Below are 22501 nucleotides of genomic sequence, written 5' to 3' on the forward strand. Positions count from 1 at the left end.
AGGGAATGCTTTTTTAACTTAGTAGTCATCAGAGTGAAATCTTCCTGCCGCCCATTTATTTTTAAAACATGATGATAAACCGTAAACACCTCCTGCTGATCTTCTTCTTTGCAACGTTTCTGGCAAGCTGTCAGGATAAAGAAAAAGAGCGGGAACTTGCTGCGCGCGAGCAGCAGATCCTGGATCGGGAAAAAGCATTTGCTTTGAAAGAGGCTGATTATCAGTCACTGTTAAAAATGCGCGATAGTCTTCTCACCAAAATTGACACAACTACTATTACTATCCAGCAGTGGCCGGATGAGATCGCCGGCGCGTGGAGTGCCAAGTCAGTTTGCCGCGAGTCCAATTGCAGCGAATATGTGATCGGCGACCAGCGTTCCAATACCTGGGAATTTATCAGTGACTCCACCGGACTTTATACCCGGGTTATCAATAACAACCAGATAGTCAGGGTCTATTCCGCCAGATTTGACAGCACCAGCATTTACCTCCAATTTAAAAGCGATACCTCGGCCACCAAAAACATGGAAATCAGCGTCGATCTGAAGAGAGAAAATCCAACGCTCTTAAAAGGGTCGCAGACTACCGGCATTGATAAAGCCTGTACTGCCCAGTTTTCAATGGAACTCACACGCTTAAACCGATAGCCATGCACCTTTTAAATATTCATATCGGCAGCCTGCCTATTGAAGATCCGGTATTGAAGTTTTTGCTGGAATTGATCATCATTCTCGGCGCCCCGCTTTTGCTTAACAAGATCAAAGTGCCTCATTTACTGGGACTTCTGATTGCCGGCGCGTTGGTCGGGCCCAATGGGCTGAACCTCCTTTCCCGGGACAGCAGTGTAGTGGTGACGGGTACCACCGGCCTGCTTTATATTATGTTCCTGGCCGGGCTTGAAATCGATATGGGCGATTTCAAAAAGAATATGGGCAAGAGTGTGACTTTCACCGCATTCACCTTCATCGTACCATTTGTATTGGGGATGATCGGCGGCTATTACATATTGAATTTCTCGTTGTTGACCTCCGTATTATTTGCCAGTCTTTTCTCTTCCCACACACTGATATCCTATCCGATCGTCAGCAAAATGGGTATTTCAAAGAATTTGTCTGTCAATATCACTGTAGGAGGTACGATGCTCACCGACGTCCTTTCGCTTTTGGTGCTGGCGGTTGTCGTAGGAATGACGCAGGGAGAGGTCAATACTGCATTCTGGCTGCGCCTGGGGCTTTCTGTGCTCGCATTTGGTTTGACGGTCCTGCTCGTATTCCCGATCATCGGCAGGTGGTTTTTCAAGAGAGTCGACGATAAGATTTCCCAGTACATATTCGTACTGGTGATGATTTACCTCGCTGCTGTGCTGGCCGAGTTAGCGGGAATTGAAGCTATTATCGGTGCCTTTTTTGCAGGTCTTGCACTCAATCGTCTGATCCCGCACACTTCTGCATTGATGAACCGCGTGGAATTTGTAGGGAATGCGATCTTCATACCTTTTTTCCTGATCAGCGTGGGTATGCTGATTGATTTCAGTGTTTTTTTCAAAAGTATTGAAACCCTCGTTGTGGCGGCGGTGATGCTGGTAGCTTCGATTGGTGGTAAATATGTGGCGGCTATTTTGACCCAGAAAACCTTTAAATTAAGCAAAGACGAAGGAATGCTGATTTTTGGAATGAGCTCGGCGTCGGCGGCTGCCACGTTGGCGTCTGTAATGGTCGGGTACAACATTATCGTTTCCGAAACCACTGCCGGCGAATCTGTCCGCTTGCTGAGCGAGCACGTTCTGAATGGTAGTATTCTGCTGATCCTGGTTTCCTGTACGGTATCCTCGTTTGTGTCCATGTCGAGCGCGGCCAGGATTGCGGCGGCGGATAAAGAAGCGACTGCGTCGGGGATCAGTCCGGAAAGTGAGAGTATTCTGATGGCGATCAACTACGAAGAGAATGTCGAAAAAGTGGTAAATCTGAGTTTGCTGATCAAAGCGTCACATAATAAGGACAGACTGTTTGCACTTAATGTGATCAATGACGAAAAGAATGAATCGTCTGTAAAAAATGCGGAAAAAACGCTGCACATGGCAGTAACGACTGCCGCCGCTGCCGACGTCCAGATCAGGCCGCTGACCAGATATGACAGCGACGTTGCTACCGGGATCAACAATGTGATTAAGGAACAACGGGTAACAGACCTGGTGCTGGGGTTGCAGACTGAAAAGGGTTTTACGCCGTCGCTGGTTGACAACCTCACCAATGGTTACCTGCAAAACGATAATGTGAATACGCTGATCTACCATGCTGCGCAGCCTATTTCTACCATTAAAAAATACATCGTACTGATTCCCGCGAAGGCGGATAAGGAGCCGGGCTTCTTTCAGGCATTACTCCGTGTGTGGAATATAGGAAAATCATCGGGCGCCGAAATGGCGTTTTATACCAGCGAGCCGATCATTGGAATTATCGAAAGAATAGCTAAAAAATCGGCGATTGAAATGTCCCTGCACGTGATCGACTACTGGGGAGAGGCGGAAGTTGCGGCTACCCGGATTTCGGAAGATGAGGGGCTCGTCATTTTTATGGCCAAACGGGGAATGGCCTCTTACTTCCCGCGCCTGGGCCTCATGCCCGACTTTCTGAATGAGCACGCGCTCAATAATAATTTTCTGATGATCTATCCATTCTCACAACAGAATCCAGACGAAATAGAGAAGCGATCTGTGAGTAACCACGACGATTTCGTTGAGATCGGCCGGATGATCAGCAAGATCTTCCCGGGGTAGTTGGACGACAAAAGTGATAACAATTAAATTTAAAAAGACGAATAGACAATGAACTCTGAAAAAGACAACGATCCATCGCCTTTCAAGCCCAATGATCACCTGGCCAATGAGCGGACTTACCTTGCCTGGGTCAGGACAGGGATTGGAATTATGGCATTCGGGTTTGTAGTTGTCAAGTTCTCGCTGTTTGTGAAACAAATTGGTATTGTGTTAAATACGAAGGTAACCGCGCCTTCTCAGGGATATTCGTCGGTTATCGGGATTATCCTGGTCGCCCTCGGTACGCTCTCGATCCTGTTCGCCTTCATGCAGTACCGCAGGACTGAAGTGCAGCTCAAAACGGGACGTTATCAACCTACAACTTTACTGACAACCCTTCTTACCAGTGTTATTTTTCTGATCAGTATGCTCCTGATCGCTTACCTGCTGCAAAGCGTATAAACGTGCTCAAATGCATTTATATCTTGGGTGGCAATAGCGAATTCTTAACTTTGAATATTCTGACACCACTACTAACGAGAGACCTTTTGTATTACTAACCACACCAACAGTGACTTCAGTACAATCTTTTATGACCCGGATCATCGATCGGAATCCGGGTGAAAATGAGTTTCACCAGGCTGTCCGGGAGGTCGCCGATACTATTATTCCATTTATTGAGGATAAACCGCATTACCGGAAAGCGAAAATTCTGGAACGTATTGCGGAGCCTGAGCGCGTCATCATTTTCAGGGTTCCCTGGATGAACGATCTGGGCGAAGTGGAGATTAACCGGGGTTACCGTGTGCAGATGAATAGTGCAATCGGACCTTACAAAGGCGGTTTGCGTTTCCATCCTTCCGTAAATCTCGGTACACTGAAATTCCTTGCTTTCGAGCAAATCTTCAAGAACAGCCTGACCCAGCTTCCAATGGGAGGCGGAAAGGGAGGCGCTGATTTTGATCCGAAAGGGCGGTCGGACCGGGAGGTTATGTTCTTTTGCCAAAGCTTCATGACCGAACTTTTCCGTCATATCAGCTCAGATAACGATGTTCCTGCGGGCGATATCGGGGTAGGAGCGAGGGAGATCGGCTTTTTGTTTGGTCAATATAAACGACTTAAAAACGAGTTTACCGGCGTCTTAACCGGCAAAGGTGCAAGCTACGGCGGAAGCCTGATCCGCCCGGAAGCGACGGGCTATGGCGTTGTTTACTTTGTGGAGCAAATGCTGAAACAGCGCCGCGACAGTATCAAAGGAAAAAGGGTAGTCATTTCCGGATCGGGCAACGTGGCACAGTACACCCTCGAAAAGTGCATTGAGCTGGGTGCCAAAGTCGTAACGCTTTCTGATTCATCGGGTTATATCTACGACGAGAATGGGATCGATGCGGAAAAATTTGCCTACATCATGCATTTGAAAAATGAAGAGCGCGGGCGGATCAACTCGTATGCAGAGAAGTTCGGCTGTGAGTTTGTTTCCGGAAAAACGCCTTGGGAAGTTCCATGTGATATTGCCCTGCCGAATGCCACACAGAACGAACTTGACGCAAAAGATGCGCAGCTGTTGATCAAAAACGGCTGTTATTGTGTCGCAGAAGGCGCGAATATGCCCTGCACGCCCGAAGCGATCGAGGTATTTGAGAATAATGATATTCTGTATGCGCCGGGAAAAGCCGCAAATGCAGGCGGCGTGGCCGTTTCAGGATTGGAAATGTCACAAAATTCGCTCCGCTTATCCTGGTCCCGCGAGGAGGTAGACAGGAAATTACACGAGATTATTTTAAATATCCATTCAACCTGCCTGCGTTACGGACGCAAGCCCGACGGCCGCATCAGCTATTTGCAAGGCGCCAATATAGGTGGCTTTGTAAGAGTAGCTGACGCTATGCTGGCGCAGGGATTGGTGTAAATAACAACAACCCCGGCTGCACTTTCGATCGAAGGCGTAACCGGGGTTGTTTATGTTAATTTTGCAGCGTCCTTACTTATCCTGCCCCTCAATTCTACGCATGATGGAATAAATATCGGTCCGCCGGTCTTTCAGGTTCCTTACACTTCCAAACTGATTCAGTTCCCGCAGCATATCAATATCGACGTCTGCGATCAGGATCATTTCTGTATTTGGTGTCGCTTCGGCTTTGATTCCATTGGTAGGAAACGAAAAGTCGCAGGGCGTAAATACCATAGACTGGGCGTATTGAATATCCATGTTATGCACTTTTGGCAAGTTGCCCACGCTGCCTGCAATGGCCACGTAACATTCATTTTCGATCGCCCGCGCCTGGGCACAGTTCCTTACTCGCGAATACCCGTTTTGGGTGTCTGTCAAAAATGGCACAAAAAGGATATTCATTCCTTCGTCGGCCAGAATGCGGCTTAGTTCGGGAAATTCTACGTCGTAGCAAATCAGAATTCCTATTTTCCCGCAGTCGGTATTGAAGGTTTTCAGGCTGTTGCCGCCCTGCATTCCCCACACTTTGGCTTCATCGGGCGTAACGTGCAACTTTTCAAACCGTTCTACCCCGCCGTCCCTTTTGCACAGGTAGCCCACATTGTACAGACTGTTTCCAACCACCTCCGGCATGCTCCCGGTAATGATATTGATATTGTAGGAGATCGCCAGCTCAGAAAAGCGGTTGACGATCTTTTCTGTAAATTCTGCCAGCTTTCGGATCGCGTCCGGCTCTGCAAGATGGTTATAGTCCGACATCAGCGGCGCATTGAAAAACTCGGGGAACAAGGCGAAATCACACCGGTAACCCGATACTGCATCCACGAAATATTCCACCTGCTGCATCAGTTCGTCGAAATCGCTGTACAATCGCATCTGCCATTGTATCAGTCCTAACCGGATAATCGACTTTTTAAATGCGGCCTGATCCGAGATTTTCTCGTAATAAACGTTGTCCCATTCAAGCAGCACTGCGTATTCATTCGAATCTTTATCGCCTTCCAGATATCCCTGCAATATCCTCGCCGGGTGGAAATCGTTAGATAATTGAAAGTTGAGGACAGGATCGTGAATATCCTTGTTTCTCACTTTTTCAATATATTCTTTTGGGGAAATTGAATGTGAATACTGGTGGTAATTCGGGATCCGGCCTCCGAATACGATCCCTTTCAGATTAAGTTTCTCGCAAAGCTCTTTCCTGTAATCATACAAGCGCCTGCCTAACCGAAGTCCGCGGTATTTGGGACGAATGAATACATCGATCCCGTAAAGAATATCGCCTTTGTCGGTGTGGGTATTAAAACTGTAATTGCCCGTTATCGCCTTGTAAGTATGTTTGGAGTCGACTTTTTCGTAATCCACTATGATTGATAATGCGCAGCCCGCCAGCTCATTATCGACTCTGATACCCACCTGGCCTTCATGAAAAATGTTGGTCAGTGTTTTGATATGATGTTCTTTCCAATACGCGTCGGGCATGCTGGAATAGGTCTCGATCATCATTTCCTTGATCTCCTGGTAGTCTTCGGGCTTCAAAAATACCAGCTCGATATTCTCAATTGTCTTGTTGTCTTTGTTTGGTTCCATGGTATTTTGCTCCGGTTTGCCTGTCTCGTTCATGTTCAGGCCGGGGACTGATTTTGTGATAGCTGGTTGATTTAAATGGTCTGTTCCTGAAAAAACAAAACCCTGCAAATCAATTTTCGCAGGGTTTGATCGATTTCAATTTCACGCAAAGGTACCAATTGTCGACGTTAATATATTATTTCTTCTGTCCGGCTTTCGTCAATCACATCATATTTTACGGCCGCCCGGTGAAGCTACATGTTACCGGGTAGCTGGTTCATATTGTACCAGGCTTCGGTGCTCCACAGCGTTTCGCCGTTCTGGCTTACCACTGTGTTTCTGTTCAAATGAATGTAAACCACGTGTTTGGCTTTCATTCCCGCCAGCTGCAAGGTTACTTTCTTGCGGTCAGATGATACTCTTACTGATTTTACAGCCAGATTTTCTTCGTCAAGTTTCGGTCCGCCGTAATCGCCGGTTGGTTTAAACCACCATTGACGGATTCCGTAATCGGACGCTTTCTCGCCAACACCTTTTTTCAAAGGCTCAGTAAATTCAATCTCCAAACCGTCGGACTTGGCGCTAACAGCCAGCATTTCGAAGGCTGCTTTGTTGTTGAAAGTCAGCTTTTGCAAACCATAACCCAGCTTGCCGGTATGTCCCCAGTTTCCTGTCGAACCTACGCCGCCAATGTAAAGTGAACCATCAGGACCCCAGGCCAGGCGGTTAACACCTGCTTCCAATCCTTGGGTAAACCGGAAAACGACTCCCTGGTAGGCGCCATTCACTTTTTCGGCAAATACGCGTTTAATACCGCCGTGCGTCACATCCCCGTGGATCATCTGATTTTTGTATGGACCAACATTCAGTTTTGCAGGCTGGCTTGGCGAGTTTCCTATCTCATCCTGCGTCAGCCAAACTACCGGCGGCGCTTCTTTTTTGTTGGCAGTACCTTCAAAATCCACTGAGCGCGAGCCGTACCACACACCTTCCTGCAAGTGAATGATCTTGTTTGCAGGTAGCCAGTCGCCCTGGTTATCGGCAATGAAAATCTCATCGTCTACGCCCAATCCGATTCCATTTGGGGTACGCAGACCTGATGCTGCGAATGTAAACGAACCGTCTTTTTTGGAGATCTTCACCACTTTCCCGCGGTCAGGGATTTGCGGTTTTGTACTTGCGCCGCCCGGGTTAATGGCCGTGGCCAACGTTCCGTAGAAGTAGCCGTCTTTGTACACCAGCCCAAATGCAAATTCGTGGAAGTTGGCAGAGACTTTCCAGCCGTTGCAGATGGTTTGATACTCGTCGATCAGCTCGTCTTTGTTCAAATCCACCAGCTTGGTCAGCTCCTGCTTTTGCATGACGTAAATTTCATCGTCGACCACTTTCAAGCCGAGCGGCTCAGCGAGTCCGTAGGCAATGCGTTTTACTTTAATGTCATTTGGAGAAGCCGCTTTCCGGCCATCAACAATGTACACAGAGCCCAGCGAATCCCAGGTACTTACCACCATTCTTCCATCCGCCAGAAAATCCATTCCACCTACTCTTGGCTGGAAGTTATCGGGCCGTGCCTGAGACAATGTAAAGCTTGGGTGCACTGCTACCAGCGGAGATTGGTCGCCAGGAATATCGGTCTTTTTGACCTCGATCGCAGTCTGCCCGGTTCTTTTAATATCCGCTCCTTTAAAGGTAAAAACAGAAGGTGGTACCACCGTAAATTCTTTGCTGCCGTAAGGTCTCCATTGCAATGAAAGTCCTTTACCAAATGAGCCTTGATAATACTCAACTTTGAATGGATGTTTGCCCGGTTTCAGGATGATTTCCGCGTCAGTAGGTTGCAAACCGTGGTTTACGCCATTGTCGGCTACCAATTTGTTGTCAATAAAAAGCTTGCCGCCATCGTCGCAAACCAACCGGAAAACAATGTTGGTAGTCTTTTTGATGTTGATATAACCACTTGCGTAAATCGCGAAATTGTCTTTCAGATCGCCAAAATCTCCTTCGTCCAGATGCAATGCATTGATAGAGCCTGATTTTACAGGAAGCATTTCGTCATTGATCTCAGGCACGCTACCAATGCCGCTGGCAAACTGATAAATGTTCACTGCAATGCCTGGTTTTTCGGTTGCGCTGGCGACCTGAGTTGGATTCACCGCTTTCAATGCGATCGGGTAGGAGGGTTTGGGCATTAGCTTACTTGCTGCCTGCGCTCTTTCCTTTTCTGCATCCAATTCCAATATGTAGGTTACCATTGTTTCGGCATCCTCTTTTTTCAGGTCCGGGTGCGGCGACATCGCGATTTGCCCCCAGTTACCCGCGCCGCCTTTGATCACCTTGGTAACCAATGCATTTTTGTTCTGATCGTTGTTTTCGTAACGTTCCGCGATTGCTTTGTAGGCAGGGCCCACCGTTTTTACATCCTGGTTGTGACAGGTATTGCAGTCGCTTTTTGCAAAAAGTCCGGCTACCATATCGGCTTTGCTTTCCTTCTGGGTTGCTTCTGCCTGCGCCGGTTTTTTGGTCAGGTTAACCGAGAATGTCGTTTTACCCTGTGTATTAAGCGCCAGTTTTCCGTCAATGGCTTTGAAAGACTGATTGTCTACATTTTCATCGCGCTGATTGGTCACAGTAAACTTTCCGTCCGTTTTGTAGTCGGTGGTAGTTGTAAGTGAATTCAAATGCACATTCAGCGACAATGTTATGCCGGCCGGCGCATTGGAAACGGTAAATGCACGTTCAAAACCTGCTTTACCATTTCCCGCATCAAAAAATTCAGGCCTTTCTTCCACTGAAATTCTTTTGCCCTGGTATTCCAGGTCGTATTTCAATCTCACCTGATTGTTCAAAATCGTGTGGCCTTTGTAGCTGATCTCGGGCGTAACTTCCTTTCCGTCAACCGTAATCCGCCAGGGATTTTCATCGGGTTCTTCCATGTAAGTAATGCCGGAAGAAACCGGCTGTGGGCCGTGAGAGGAGGTGTAAACCGGCCCGCCGAAGTTGATCTTACCAGCCCAGGCTTTGTACAAAGCGGCTGTTTTGGTATTGTAAGCCAGCCAGAGATTGTCGTGCAATGCAATGCTGAGAATACGCGGCCTGCCGTCAAGTACGGAACGCAGTACCCAGGCTTCGCGTGGCCGTTCTACGTCCGAAACGACCTGTTTTGGTGTAATAAAAGTAGTGGCCGGGCCTCGATAGGCCGAGCCAAGTACCGCAAATACAATTGCGGTACTCAGCACAGCCAGACGTGGCCCGGCCAGACTTGGCTTTTGAAATTTCATCTAGATATGTTTTAGTAACCAGGATTTTGCTTCAATTGAGGCGAAGAGTTCAGTACATTTTGTCCGATCGGGAAAATCTCCGTGTGGTTGTCCGCATCCGGTTTCTTGTCCCACCAGGTGCCGGTATTGAACACGCCCCAGCGAATCAAATCTGTTCTTCTTCTTCCTTCTGCCAAAAACTCGCGCATCCATTCGTCAAGCATTTCCTGGTCGGTCAGCTGGCTTCCGTCGGCTTTGTAAAGACTTGGGGAACCAGTAGGGTAGTTGCGTTTGCGAACTGCATTCAGCAATACAGCCGCACCTGCTTTGTCGCCCGCTCTATATTTGCATTCAGCCAGAGAATAATAGATCTCCGCAAAACGAACCTCCGCATAAGCCGAAGAAATCTTGTTAGGGTCACTGCTTGGGTAGTACGGGTACTTCACCGGATACAAACCTGAGTTATTGTCCCCATTGTTCATGTTCGAAACCTTGTCGGCGATTTTGGTACCTGGTTTTGCATCCAGAAACTTACCAACCTGATCACGCAAAAACAGCGGGTACGGACCTTTGAAACCTCTTACAGTATCCGCCTTTCCCTGCGCATTCGTGTAAGGTAAATACCCGTACAGGAACATTCCCTCGCGCTGACTGTTACCCAGGTTTTTGTATTTTTTCAAACGTACATCATCCTTGTACTTCTGGAATTTAATAAATGGTTTTCCCAAAGTAAAGTTGTATTCTACACTATCCACGTCGCGGCCGGGCTGCATTGCATACTTCGGGTTGGCATTACCAAAATCGGTGAACCCGAAATAGCTTGGCGCCAGGTTAGGCAGCATCCAGAAATACATACCACCGTCATATTGCCAGTGCGTTTGCGCGAAACTTCCCGGGAAGCCGAAAATCGTTTCTTTCGAAGTCGGGTTCGTGTAATCAAATGGCGCGTCCCAGCGGCTTTCCAGCGCGTAGCTGCCATATTTTCCATCGATAATCTCCTGCGCAATTTTCGCACAATCGGCAAAACGATCGGTGCCGGTGTACACTTTTGCATTTAGATACAAACGAACCAAAAGCGATGCTGCGCCACCCTGCGTCCAGCGTCCCGTAACATTATCACCCAATGTCGTATTGGTAGGCAGTTTCGGAAGCGCATCTTTCAATTCCTGCTCGATGAATGCAAATGCTTCCTGCGGCGGAACCTGGTCCCCACCAGTTGTCTGACCTTTTACTTTCGTTACGATCACAATGTTGCGGTAAAAATCCAGCAAACGAATGTTCAGCCAGGCCCGAAGTACTTTCAGCTCCGCGATCATACCGTCAAGTTCTTCGCGGGTCATTTCGAACTTGGTAGGGTCGGTAATACCTTCCAGATCTTCCAGTGAGTTGGTTGCCAGTGTCACACCGCCGTAAAGCGCATTCCACGCATCGCTTGTAAAACCGTCCTGCGGAGTCCAGGTGTGGTAATGCACGCGCTGGAACTGCCCGCCGTCAAACCAGTCGCCCTGACGGTTGATGGTCATCATTTCGTCGGAGCTGTTTTCCTGCAGCATAAATGTACTGCCGCCCTGAATGCTCCAGTAGCTATGCTCGAATGCCCTTAGAAAGTCGCGGATCACGTCTTGCCGTGTTTGCAGGAAGTTTTCGGAAGTGATCCGGTCGTATAGTTCTTCGTCCAGGTTGGTACAGCCCGCCGTCACCGAAAGCAGTGCGCAGGCAGCAAACCTGAGTATATATTTTGAAATTCGATTCCTTTTCATTTTTTCTAAATCAGAATATTAGAATGTAAGTTGTAATCCCAGCAACAGCTGTGTTGTCGACGGATAATAGTTCAGCGTACCATTGTTATCCGAGTTGGTATTTACGCCCGGATACAATCCGTTGATCTGGATCAGGTCGGGATCACCGCCGGTAAACTTGGTGAATGTCGCCAGGTTACGGGTAGTAGCATAAATGCGCGCCGATTGCATGAATTTCGATTTGATCGGCTGCGTATAGCTCAGCGTGATGTTGTCTATTTTCAAGAATCCGCCTGGTTCCAAAAAGTAATCCGACAAGGAGGAATACGTTGCAGTACTCGTCAGTTTCGAATATTTGCCACCGTCAATAGCTGAGGTCAGCATGTTCGCATTTTGCTGTGCAGCAGGTGTACCCAGATAGAATGCATAGGTATTGAACAGTTTATACCCAAATGCACCGCGCAGGAACACGCTCAGGTCCCAGTTCTTGTAAGTGAAATTGTTAGTTAAACCAGCCGTAAACTTTGGAAGCCCGTTGCCGATAAACTGCTTGTCGTCGTTGTTGGCCTCATTCGCAGGTACGATCTCACCATTTTTGTTATACACCAGCAATGCACCATCATCATTTACGCCAGCCGATTTCAATGCGTAGAAGCTACCGATCCGTCTGTCTTCCTGCAAACGCTGCAATGTTCCCGGACTTCCCGGCGCAGGCATCCCCACTACGTCGATGTAGCTCTGACCTTTGAAGAGGTTATTAGAAAACGAGACAAATTTATTGTTATTAAATGCACCGGTAAGTGAAGCGTTATAGCTGAAAGCGCCTTTGTTGACCACAGCCGCACTCAATTGTAATTCCACGCCCGTATTGCGCATGGTACCGACGTTCGCAAATGTTTGTCCCTGGATATTTGGTGGGTTGGCAACATTATAGTTACCCAAAAGATCCTTGTTCGTCCGCACATAGTAGTTGGCGCTACCTGTGATTTTACTGCTAAATAGCTCAAAGTCAACACCTACGTTGAAGTTGGCCGACTTTTCCCAGCGCAGATTGTAGTTGGTGTTCTGGCTTGGTCCCCACACCTGGTAGGAGCTTCCGTTGTAAGGATAATATCCGTAGCCTCCGTAGGTATCCAGGGAGAGGTAGTTGCCAAAATCCTGGTTACCCGTTTCACCATAATCCGCACGCAGTTTCAGCTCATTCAGCCAGGGTAGACCTTTCATGAAGTTCTCCTGCGTCAGTCGCCATGCAAACGACGCTGCCGGGAAATATCCCCATTTATTGTCATAACCGAATTTGGAAGAACCTTCTCTGCGAAGACTGGCAGACAGGTAATATTTTTGGTCAAAATCATAGTTCACACGTCCGAAAAACGCGATTAGCTTCGAGCTGTTTTTGTAAGAACCTACGCCGTTGATCCCTTTTTCCAGGTTCCATAATCCTGTTCCCAGTCCATTATAGGTCAATACATTGGAAGGGAAATTTTCATTGCCCGCGTTGAATCCGGAGGAAACGAAATACTGATAAGAATAACCGGCAAGCAGTTTCACTGAATGTTTGCCGCGGTCAAGGAAATAATTTCCCAACCATTCCAGACTTTTCTGATCGTTCTCTTCCAGCCGCTGCGACGCCGAATTCCGTCCGGTACCGTTGATTACCGGTGTGATGTTGGAAGGCGTAAAATCCATCAGACGATAAGAAGAACTTACCTCTCCGAAAGTCAGTGTCGTGTTCAGGTTTTCGAGAATATTCAGCTTAATTGATCCATTCAGATCCAGTGACTTGCGCTCGCGGTCCCGAACAACCATTTTTGCATTCTCCACCGGGTTGTTAGCGAAAAAGCCAGAATTAATGTAGCTGTATTTGCCGGTAGAATCAAACACAGATATTGTCGGATTGAGCGTCAATGCGTAGTTGAATGCGCTATAATCAGCCTCACTGATCTTTGCATACCGAGGAGCTACACTGAATGTAAGTGCCAGAAGATTATTGGCTGTGGTATGATTGATATTCACCCGGCCACCGTATTCTCTTTTACCCGAGCGCAGGTCAATACCATTTGCATCGCGGTAATCCACGGATGTAAAGTAGTTTGTCTGCCCGCTTCCGCCCGAAAATTGCAAAGTATGCTTGTGGGAGAACGAAGGCTGGCGGCTTACTTCTTTCAGCCAGTTGGTATTTCCTCCAAAATCAAAACCCCGCTTATTAGCCAGGAATTCATCTTTGGAAAGCACTGAAAGCTCATTGGCCAGATAGTCAAATGTAGTGTAACCGTCGTAGAATAAACGCGGCTCGGCAGAGCCTTTTTTGGTGGTGATCACAATTACCCCGTTGCTTCCGCGTGTACCATAAATAGCCGAAGCCGCGCCGCCTTTCAGCACGTCGATGGATTCGATCTCGTTCTGGTTGATGTTGTCAATGTTACCACCCGGAATACCGTTCACGACAAACAATGGTCCGAGACCCGCGCTGCGTGAGGATGCACCGCGAAGCTGGATATTAGGCGAGGAGTTTGGATCGGCCGTGGAGGTATTGGTCACGGTAAGCCCTGCTACCTTGCCCTGAATCGCCATCATCGGGTTGTTACCACCCACGCGCAGCAGGTCTTTGGAAGAAAGGTGCGTGATCGCGCTCGAAACTTCTCTTTTATTCAAAGATCCGTATCCGATCACGACCACTTCATTAAGGGTTTTTTGATCTTCCGTCAATGTGATTTCCACATTCGACTTGTTTGTTACATCTACATCCTGAGCTACATAGCCCACGCTTGAAACCGTGATTGTTTTGGCTCCCGCAGGAAGCTGCAATGTGAACTTACCCTCCGCATCGGTGGTAGTTCCATTGCCTGTGCCTTTCTCGACAACCGAAACACCCGGCAAAGCGCCTTGTTTATCGGAAATTTTACCAGAAATTGAGGTGCCGGTCTGTGCCTGAGCTACCCCGGACATGGCCACAAGTACGCCGAAAAGCATTGCGATCGCTGTCCTTGCAGACCAGCTCCTCCGCATTTGCCATTTAGCAGCTTGCGCCATTTTGTACAAATTATTGTTCATCAAAATTGTTGTTTAAGCGGATTGTTGAGGTCCGGACTTGTTACTATCTGATTAATTTATTGGACTTATTTTAAGTGGTGCGAATTTCCTGCTTTACAGATTAATTAAATGATCGTTGAGTCTCAATTTCAGATCAAAATGTCTCAACTATGAGATTTATGAATTACCGATGATTTAACAGGGATATATTTATAAAAATGTTCAACTGAAAAACGCCGGCCAATTGCCCGGATCCGTTCCATTGCCCGAGTGAAAAAGTTGCTTGTAATCTTATGCTGCCTGTTTTACGGTCTGACCTCCCTGGGTCAGGATGCGCCTTACTATTTCAAAAACTACACGGTTTCCGACGGACTTTCGGGTAATGCGACTACCGATATTATCCAGGATAAAAAGGGTTTTATCTGGGTCGCCAGCCGCAACGGGCTCAACCGTTTTGACGGGAATTCTTTCAAGATTTTCAGGAGCAAAGAAGAGGATTCCACCAGCCTGGGAAGTAACTCGGTTTTTTCACTTTATGAGGATGGAAATGAAAAACTCTGGATCGGGACTCACAAAGGCGTTTATCTGTATAATCCTATTTCAGATCAATTTTCCGCTTTCAAAATGATTCCGGCGGGGGAAGTACGCCTGGTACGCGGCGACAGGCAAGGCGGGGTATGGATTATTTCGGACAACCAGCTATACCGTTTCGATCCTAAAAAAAATACGGTTACAGCACTTCCCGACGCGGCGAATACGGTTTCTGTCCACATTTCTTCGAGCGGGAGCGCGTGGGCCTCTTTCAGCAATGGCGTGATTCGGCGGTACCAGCCCGAAACGGGCCGGGTAGCCAAATTCGACCTTTCGGGCCGCGTCAATGAGATTTTTTCAAATATGCGGCTGCACTCGGTTTCTGATTCTACGCTGCTGATCGGGAATATGAAACGGATCCTGCTTTTTAATTACCGCACGGACGAGATCACAGATATTTCGGAGCAGGGGGGACAGAAACAGGATATCTACATCCATACTTTTTTCGAAAATGGTAAAAATGAATACTGGCTCGGCTCGGAATCCGGGCTTTTTATTCTCGATCTGAAAAAGAAAAAAATGAAGCAGATCGTGAAGGAAAGGTATAATGCCTATTCGATCACGGATAATATCATCAATGCGATTTTCAAGGATCGGGAGGGCGGTATCTGGATTACTACACAGTTTGGCGGGGTGAATTACTATTCGTCGGAGTTTAACCGATTTCAGAAATATTTCCCTCAGCCGGGCAACAGCATCAGCGGCAGCCTGATCCATGAAATTACGAAAGACCAGTACGGCAAGCTCTGGATCGGGACTGAGGATGCGGGTCTGAACCAGCTGGATCCGCAAACGGGCAAATTCAAATCGTTTCTGCCCGATGGTAAAAAGGGCAGCATTTCCTACCGCAATCTGCACGGGCTCGTGGCCGATGGGAACGAACTCTGGATCGGGACTTACGAGCACGGACTGGATGTAATGGACCTGAGAACTAACAAGGTAATCAGGCATTACAGCACCAGCATGCCCAATACATTCGGCAGTAATTTTGTAGTGACGCTTTATAAAACAAGAGCAAACGAAATTCTCGTCGGTACCTGGTCCGGATTATTTAAGTACAACCGTAAAACCGACGATTTTACACCGCTGACCTTTGTGAATACGCAGGTGCAGAGCATTCACGAGGATAGGGAAGGAACACTCTGGGTAGCGAGCTACGGTGGCGGGATTTTTTATTTTAACCCAAAAACCGGGAAAAAAGGAAGGATACAGTACGACGCCAGCAAGAAAAACGGGCTGCCGGATAACTACATTAACAGCCTCTACCAGAGCAAAAGCGGCGATATGTGGTTTTGTACCGAGCACGGACTTTCCAGATATAATCCGGTTACGCGAAAATTTAAAAACTATCGTATTGAGGATGGACTACCTGATAACCAGGTCTTTCGGATTCTGGAAGATAGTATGGGTAATTTCTGGATCTCCACTTCGCGCGGCCTGGCGATGCTGGATCCGAAGACCGGCACTTTCAGGAATTACAATGAAGCAAACGGGCTGCCGAGCGAGCAGTTCAATTATAATTCTGCATTCAAAAATGACGACGGTACCTTGTTCTTCGGCACAGTGGCCGGGCTGGTCAGCTTCAAACCTGGGTCATTTAACAAAAACACTTACGTACCACCTGTATACGTCACCGGCATTCAGGCCAACAATCAGGAGCTGCGCATTGGCGGCAAGGATTCACCGCTGGCCGAATCGCCCGTTTACACAAGTTCGATCCGGCTGCCTTACGACCGGTCGAGCCTCAGTTTCGATGTGGCTGCGCTCAGTTATGTCATTCCTGAGATGAATAGCTATCAATACAAAATGGAGGGACTTGATCAGCAGTGGTTTACATTAAGCGGTAGCAGAAAAATCTCGTTTTCAAAACTACCGCCCGGGCATTATGTGTTGAGAGTAAAGGGAGCGAATAACGACCAGGTCTGGAATAGCCGGGAAACGCGGCTGAATATTGACATTCTGCCTCCCTGGTGGGCTACTGTGTGGGCTTACCTGCTTTACGGGTGCATTGTGACGGGGATTGCCGTTGTGGTTTTCCGGTACTACCACCTGGCGATGGGCGAGAAGAGCAAGCGCGAAATTGGAGCGATGGAGATTGCCAAGGAACGGGAGATCTATAATGCCAAGATCGATTTTTTTACAAACGTTGCCCATGAAATAAGGACCCCGCTGACGCTGATCAAAATGCCGCTGGACAAACTGCTGTCCGGCGAGCAGGCCAATACGGAGACATTTGAAAACCTGACTATGATCGATAAAAATGCCAACCGCCTTATTGATTTAACCAACCAGCTGCTCGATTTCAGAAAAGCAGAGGCGAATAATTTTAGCCTGAATTTTACCAAAACAGATATTAATGAGCTGCTCGGCGACGTATTTGCTACATTCAAACTGGCGGCGGATCAAAAGAATATCACCTATAAGATCGAGCTGCCGCGCATTGCCTTGCAGGCTTATGTTGACCATGAAGCTTGCAAGAAAATAATCAGCAACCTGATCAGTAATGCGATCAAATATGCGGACAGCCTGATCCGCGTGAAACTGCTGCCGTTTAACAGTGACGACCTGCTATTTCACATCGAATTCAGCAACGATGGATTTTTGGTGAAGGAGGAAGACCGGGAGAAAATTTTTGAACCTTTCTTTCGCATGGAATCCACGCAAAAGCAGCAGGGAACAGGTATTGGGCTGCCGCTTGCACGCTCGCTGGCGGAGCTGCACAAAGGAAAACTGGAAATGAAGCGCCAGGAGGCTCAGCTGAATACATTCCTGCTTTCGCTGCCTATTCACCAGGATTATGAAATGGATCTCAAAGGCGAGCATGTGACGGAACAGGCGGATTATGTTAATGACGAGGAGGTAAATGAAGCTGCGGATCCGGATAGGCCGGTGATACTTTTGGTGGAGGATAATGTTGAGATCCTCAACTACCTGAGCCGGGAGCTGAGCTCGTCGTACCATGTGATGCGCGCACTCGATGGGCAGCAGGCGATAGAGGTGATGCAGCGGGACAATGTGCAACTGGTGATCAGCGATATTATGATGCCGGTTATGGACGGGATCGAGCTTTGCCGCCGGGTGAAGCACGACGTGCAGTTCAGCCACATTCCGGTGATTTTGCTGACGGCTAAAAATTCCATCAACTCGAAAATAGAAGGGCTGGAAGTGGGCGCGGATGCTTACATTGAAAAACCGTTTTCCTTCGAACACCTCGCCGCACAGATCACCAATCTGATCAATAACAGGAATATCATCAAAGAATATTTCGCCCGCTCCCCGCTGACCCACATCAAAGGAATCGCTTTTTCCACCGCAGATAAAAATTTTCTCGAAAAGCTGAATGCAATCATTTTTCGACGCATTTCGGATAGTAACCTGGATGTGGACCTGCTTTCTTCCATGATGAACATGAGCCGGCCAACCTTATATCGCAAGATCAAAGGAATCTCAGATATGACGCCCAATGAACTGATCAACCTTTCACGCCTGAAACGTGCCGCCGAACTGCTGGCCGAGAATAAGTATAAGATCAATGAAGTGGCCGATATGGTAGGATACAGCGTGCCTACCAACTTTTCACGGGATTTTCAGAAACAGTTCGGAATGAGTCCATCCAGTTATATCTCAAAGCTCAGGGAAGAAGGGTAGGGAACCCTGCTTATTTCGGTTTGCTGCCAGGTAGGTTCAGCAGCATTATATGAGGGTGAGATCTTGCAAGTTCAGGTTGGTATTTAGCGGTTTCGCGAAATATTTTTAGGGTTTGTTGAGTCAAAAAATGACCTTTGTCTGTACTCATAAAAGCCTCATTATCTTTCTATTATGCATTCAAATCTACTTTATGCGACCAGTGCGAACTCCTTGCTTCCTGCCCGCTTAATTACATTTACAAGATTGTCGATTTTGTTCTTTTTCATCATTTTTTCCGCCACAACATTTGCCCAGGGAAATACGTGGTATGTTACGGAATCGGGAGGGTTCCCTCAAGACGATGGTTTCTCCTGGGCAGAAGCCAGCAGCGATCTGCAGGCCATTATTTATAAAAGTGCACCCGGCGACCAGATATGGGTTGCAGGTGGAACGTACCGGATCTCGCAGTTTGCACCGGGCCTGGAATTAAAAGAAGGTGTAAAAATCTATGGCGGTTTTGCAGGAAATGAGGAAACACTTCAGCAGCGGGATCTCAGATCGGGTGAAAATCAAAGCGTCATAACCGGTGAGGGTACGCATCAATATACGATTGCTAATGTCAATCCCAATACAACTGGTGGCCTGACAACAGCCACTGTCCTGGATGGGTTTACCATTACAGGTGGCTCAAATGCCGGCATTATTAATTACAATTCTTCCGCAACCTTTTCAAATCTGTACGTTGCTGGAAACGGAAGTCAGCAGGGCGGAGGTGTCCTAAATAATAAAAGCGCTTCAATATTCGTGAACGTGACTGTCGCTTCCAATACAGGCGCTGGTATTGGAAATCTAGAGTCTTCAACGCGCCTTATCAATTGTGCAATTATCAATAATACTTCGCAGTTTGGTGGGATTTTTAGTTCGAAATCTTCCACGGTATTGATCAATTGCACAGTGGCAGGCGCCAATCAAGGGGGCGGGATAGCGAATGATTTTGAATCTTCAGCAAAAATTTATAATTGTATCGTTAAAGGAACACAAGGGGGCACAAACGGCCCGTCCGCGACTTTTGATATTCGAAATAGTATCGTTGATCTTCCGCCGCCTGTATTTCTGGAGATGCCGACACAGCTTAACATTGATCCTCTGTTTGTCGATCCTGCAAATGGGGATTACAGGTTGCAGCCTTGCAGCCCGGCGATCAATACTGGCAGCAACACCTATTATGCTGCTGGCCAAACGCCCGATATATCAGCTATTACAGAGGATATCAATGGCCAGCCCCGTTTTTTTGACAATGGAACGGTAGATAAGGGAGCCTACGAATATCAGAATAGTGTCGAGGAACGTGTGCCCGGGGTTTGGTTTGTACGTGCAGGTGCGACCGGCACTGGGTCGAGCTGGGCCTGTGCGTCAGGGAATTTGCAAAATGCAATCAATTCTGCTGCAAGTGGTGAGCAGGTATGGGTGGCCGGTGGCACGTACCTCCCACAACCGAACATGCCTTTCATCATGAAAGAAGGAGTGAAAATTTATGGCGGCTTTGCCGGAGCAGAAGTAAGGTTAGCTGACCGGAACCTGTCCCTTACTGCCAACAAAAGTACATTAAATAGTACGGGTGACTTTGTAGTAAGCAATTCAAAGCTGACTTCGGCGGCGGTACTTGACGGCTTCACCATTTCTGGCAGTAGAATTGGTATCGCCAATTCCGAATCCTCTCCGATGCTGGTTAACCTGGTGGTTACGGGTAACGGCGCAGTCGGGGTAGGGAATTTGAACTCGTCACCAACCATGATTAACTGCATCATCGCAAAAAACACAGGTAGTAATACGATAGTTGCGGGTGTTTCCAATTCATCATCTTCCCCGGTGCTTATCAACTGCACGATTGCCGACAATAGAACGGCTACAACGGGCGGCCTTGATCTGGGCGGTGGTATTCTGAACAATAACAGTTCTTCTCCAAAAATCCGCAATACCATCATTTATGGAAATGATTACGGTATTTTTACTGATGGTACCTCCACCTCAACTGTCGAGTACAGCATTGTTCAGCTAAATCCAACCCAGCCTGGGGAAACACCCACCAGGTCTGTCAATCCGCTTTTCAGAGACGCGGGCGCGGGGGATTACCGGCTGCAAGCATGTAGCCCGAGTGTTAATACGGGTTTCAATTATTTCGAAAGCGGTCAGACTCCCGACCTTACCGGCATCAGTACAGACCTGGCTGGCGAGAGAAGGGTGCGCGAGCATATTGTCGATATGGGCGCTTACGAATTCAGTGAGGCATTTCGCGGGCTTGCCAGCAACCTTACCGACGTTTCTGAAAACATTACCAGGGAAACGGTGCTGACTGCCAGCAATGATGCCTGCCGGTTGGTCGCTTATATATTGCCAAATGGGGCAGCACCAATATCCGAAACGGTTAATGCCAGGGTTTGGGTAGCTGACAATCAGCCGGCAGAGTTCTTGAAGAGACGCTATCAGATCATGCCTGAAAATAATGCATTGAACGCCACCGCACGAGTGAAGCTATATTTCAGCCAGCAGGAGTTTACGGATTATAATGAAGTCAATGAGATCAAACTGCCCCTGAATGCCGCAGATGCAGAGAATTTCAAAGCAAACCTGCGCATTGAAAAACGATCGGGTATCAGCATGGACGGTTCGGGGCTACCCGGCTCTTACACAGGCAGCATTTCAACGTTCAAGCCTTCACAGGCCAATGGAAGCGTGGAATGGAATCCGGTTGGTCAGTACTGGGAAGTAAGTTTTGACGTAACCGGTTTCAGCGGGTTTTTTGTAAAAACAAAAGAAACGGCCCTGCCGCTCAACCTGATCAGTTTTACGGCAACTAAGGAAAGCGGAAGCAATCTGCTAAAATGGAATACCACCAGTGAGGTTAATACCGACAATTTTGAAATCCAACGCAGCAGTAATGCCAAAAGCTTTCTGACGATAGCGACTGTGAATGCAAAAGGCAGCGGAGATCACCTGTACAGCTACATCGATCAGGCCAGCGACGACCGCACGACTTATTACAGACTGAAAATGAACGATCGCGCCGCGAACCGCATGGACGGAGCTTACAGTTACAGCAAGATTATCTCGGTAAATGGCGATGCGGATTTTGCGGCCGTATTCCCAAATCCGGCAGGAGTCGAGATTACTTTTCGCGTGAGTAACGCACTGCTCAAAACCAATGCAACGCTGCACGATATTTCAGGGCGGAAATTGCAGACTATCCAGATCAGTAACAGCAAACAACAGCTTAATATCAGCTCGCTGGCGAGTGGCATTTACGTATTGAAATTCGCCGACGGAACTGCGAAGACATTTGTTAAGCAGTAATCCTAAGCCTTTTATCCGCGGAAACTTTGACCGTTGACAACTAAAAATCATTTGGCTGTGTCGATATTGGAAATCGGACACAAATGAAAAAAAACTGCTTATTGTTGACTCTTCTGGCGCTCAGCTTTGCTTTTATGGGCTGTGATGAATGCTCGGATACTGGCGACGCCGGTGTAACGCCGCCAGTCAGGTTTTCAATTGTTGATACCAAAGGCAATAACCTCGTGGATACCGCGCAATCTTACTATTCAGTCGACTCCATCAGGCTTTTTGATCTTGAAGCCAAGGAGTCGATTGTTTTGGATAAGTATTACGTGGAAGCAGCCGGTGGGTACGTCTTCTCAGCAGATTTTCAACGAAATATCCGCGGGAAATCATCGCTAAAACTCCAATTGAACAACCTTGATTCTGATACACTGGATGTTTGGTACAGACAAACCGACAACAAATGCTTTATTATTTACGAGTACACCCGTTTTCAGTATAATGGGAAAGACTTGCAAAAATCGCCGGTGACTTCGTCGGTACTTATTGTTAAAGAGAACTAGCCAGAGTCAGAACCTTAGCCTTCATTCGGCTACAACAACCAGAGATTCGGCTACGCTTGCATTTTGGGTCCTTTGCAATTTTG

At 47.6% G+C, this 22501-nt stretch carries 11 protein-coding genes; 7 read left to right on the forward strand and 4 right to left on the reverse strand.

Going from position 1 to position 22501, the window contains the following annotated elements; all coding sequences use genetic code 11:
- The first annotated feature begins 68 nt into the window (after positions 1-68).
- The 4 genes from LZG94_RS19605 to gdhA all read left to right on the forward strand — a co-directional run bounded on the left by LZG94_RS19605 (position 69) and on the right by gdhA (position 4664).
- Positions 69-647, forward strand: a complete 579-nt coding sequence (locus LZG94_RS19605) for a hypothetical protein (protein ID WP_233793488.1) — start codon at positions 69-71, stop codon at positions 645-647.
- A 2-nt stretch (positions 648-649) separates the two neighbouring features.
- Complete coding sequence (locus LZG94_RS19610; protein ID WP_233793489.1) at positions 650-2776, forward strand: cation:proton antiporter; 2127 nt, start codon at positions 650-652, stop codon at positions 2774-2776.
- Between the two features lie 48 nt (positions 2777-2824).
- A complete protein-coding gene (locus LZG94_RS19615; RefSeq protein WP_233793490.1) occupies positions 2825-3217 on the forward strand; it encodes a YidH family protein in 393 nt (130 codons plus the stop codon).
- 109 nt (positions 3218-3326) lie between these two features.
- A complete protein-coding gene (gdhA, locus tag LZG94_RS19620; RefSeq protein WP_310589879.1) occupies positions 3327-4664 on the forward strand; it encodes an NADP-specific glutamate dehydrogenase in 1338 nt (445 codons plus the stop codon).
- A gap of 72 nt (positions 4665-4736) precedes the next feature.
- Here the strand turns inward: gdhA and LZG94_RS19625 are convergent, their stop codons facing one another.
- The 4 genes from LZG94_RS19625 to LZG94_RS19640 form a co-directional block, all read right to left on the reverse strand.
- Positions 4737-6293, reverse strand: a complete 1557-nt coding sequence (locus LZG94_RS19625; protein WP_215231594.1) for a carbon-nitrogen hydrolase family protein — start codon at positions 6291-6293, stop codon at positions 4737-4739.
- Positions 6294-6526: 233 nt separating this feature from the next.
- Positions 6527-9550, reverse strand: coding sequence for a PA14 domain-containing protein (locus LZG94_RS19630; RefSeq protein ID WP_233793491.1), 3024 nt, complete (start codon positions 9548-9550; stop codon positions 6527-6529).
- Between the two features lie 11 nt (positions 9551-9561).
- Positions 9562-11289: a RagB/SusD family nutrient uptake outer membrane protein gene (locus LZG94_RS19635; RefSeq protein ID WP_233793492.1), complete on the reverse strand. Its 1728-nt coding sequence runs from the start codon at positions 11287-11289 to the stop codon at positions 9562-9564.
- A gap of 18 nt (positions 11290-11307) precedes the next feature.
- Positions 11308-14322 (reverse strand): SusC/RagA family TonB-linked outer membrane protein, encoded by a 3015-nt coding sequence (locus tag LZG94_RS19640; RefSeq protein WP_233793493.1) that lies wholly within the window; start codon positions 14320-14322, stop codon positions 11308-11310.
- 249 nt (positions 14323-14571) lie between these two features.
- Here LZG94_RS19640 and LZG94_RS19645 point away from each other — a divergent pair, with 249 nt between their 5' ends.
- The 3 genes from LZG94_RS19645 to LZG94_RS19655 all read left to right on the forward strand — a co-directional run bounded on the left by LZG94_RS19645 (position 14572) and on the right by LZG94_RS19655 (position 22418).
- The gene (locus LZG94_RS19645; RefSeq protein WP_233793494.1) at positions 14572-18540 is read left to right on the forward strand and encodes a two-component regulator propeller domain-containing protein; all 3969 of its coding nucleotides are present in this window, start codon (positions 14572-14574) and stop codon (positions 18538-18540) included.
- Positions 18541-18711: 171 nt separating this feature from the next.
- Positions 18712-21870: a choice-of-anchor Q domain-containing protein gene (locus LZG94_RS19650; protein WP_233793495.1), complete on the forward strand. Its 3159-nt coding sequence runs from the start codon at positions 18712-18714 to the stop codon at positions 21868-21870.
- An 83-nt stretch (positions 21871-21953) separates the two neighbouring features.
- Entirely contained in the window at positions 21954-22418 is a 465-nt protein-coding gene (locus LZG94_RS19655) for a hypothetical protein (protein ID WP_233793496.1), read from the forward strand.
- Positions 22419-22501 lie beyond the last annotated feature (83 nt).

This window comes from Dyadobacter sp. CY343 (assembly GCF_021390335.1).
Taxonomy (GTDB): domain Bacteria; phylum Bacteroidota; class Bacteroidia; order Cytophagales; family Spirosomataceae; genus Dyadobacter.

What these genes read in the sequence shown, in the direction of transcription:
- LZG94_RS19605 (WP_233793488.1), top strand. Translation starts at nt 69, where the DNA reads ATGATGATAAACCGTAAACACCTCCTGCTGATCTTCTTCTTTGCAACG.
- LZG94_RS19640 (WP_233793493.1), bottom strand. Translation starts at nt 14,322, where the DNA reads ATGAACAATAATTTGTACAAAATGGCGCAAGCTGCTAAATGGCAAATG.
- LZG94_RS19615 (WP_233793490.1), top strand. Translation starts at nt 2,825, where the DNA reads ATGAACTCTGAAAAAGACAACGATCCATCGCCTTTCAAGCCCAATGAT.
- LZG94_RS19655 (WP_233793496.1), top strand. Translation starts at nt 21,954, where the DNA reads ATGAAAAAAAACTGCTTATTGTTGACTCTTCTGGCGCTCAGCTTTGCT.
- LZG94_RS19635 (WP_233793492.1), bottom strand. Translation starts at nt 11,289, where the DNA reads ATGAAAAGGAATCGAATTTCAAAATATATACTCAGGTTTGCTGCCTGC.
- LZG94_RS19630 (WP_233793491.1), bottom strand. Translation starts at nt 9,550, where the DNA reads ATGAAATTTCAAAAGCCAAGTCTGGCCGGGCCACGTCTGGCTGTGCTG.
- LZG94_RS19610 (WP_233793489.1), top strand. Translation starts at nt 650, where the DNA reads ATGCACCTTTTAAATATTCATATCGGCAGCCTGCCTATTGAAGATCCG.
- LZG94_RS19650 (WP_233793495.1), top strand. Translation starts at nt 18,712, where the DNA reads ATGCATTCAAATCTACTTTATGCGACCAGTGCGAACTCCTTGCTTCCT.
- LZG94_RS19625 (WP_215231594.1), bottom strand. Translation starts at nt 6,293, where the DNA reads ATGGAACCAAACAAAGACAACAAGACAATTGAGAATATCGAGCTGGTA.